The 279-nt window shown below is 61.3% G+C and carries 1 protein-coding gene; it reads left to right on the top strand.

Annotated features, from left to right (window positions below; genetic code table 11):
* Window positions 1-36: 36 nt before the first annotated feature.
* On the top strand, window positions 37-279 hold a 243-nt coding region (locus EN861_RS35785), incomplete at its 3' end, for a hypothetical protein (RefSeq protein ID WP_189343843.1).

Genomic DNA, 279 nt, shown 5'->3' on the forward strand with positions numbered 1-279 from the left:
GGCCCTTGCTTGTTCCGCGCGCGACGGGAAAGTCTCATGGTGCGTGCCGGTAAATTGCTGGCCCGTGCGCAACTCGGCGAGTACGGCTTTTACGTCAGCGACCGCGCATTGCATCCACTCGAGCTGCGGATTGGCAAAGCCCTTGCGCCTCAACGCGTTGCGTACGGCATGATCGGTGATGATGCCGCCGTCATCCCGTTCGGCGCACTCATCCAGCTCGATGGTGTAATTCGTGATGGCGGCTGTCTTGAGCTGTTCGGCGACGTGCTGCTTCACGTC

The organism is Mesorhizobium sp. M8A.F.Ca.ET.218.01.1.1 (assembly GCF_004791165.1).
In the GTDB taxonomy this organism is placed as follows: domain Bacteria; phylum Pseudomonadota; class Alphaproteobacteria; order Rhizobiales; family Rhizobiaceae; genus Mesorhizobium.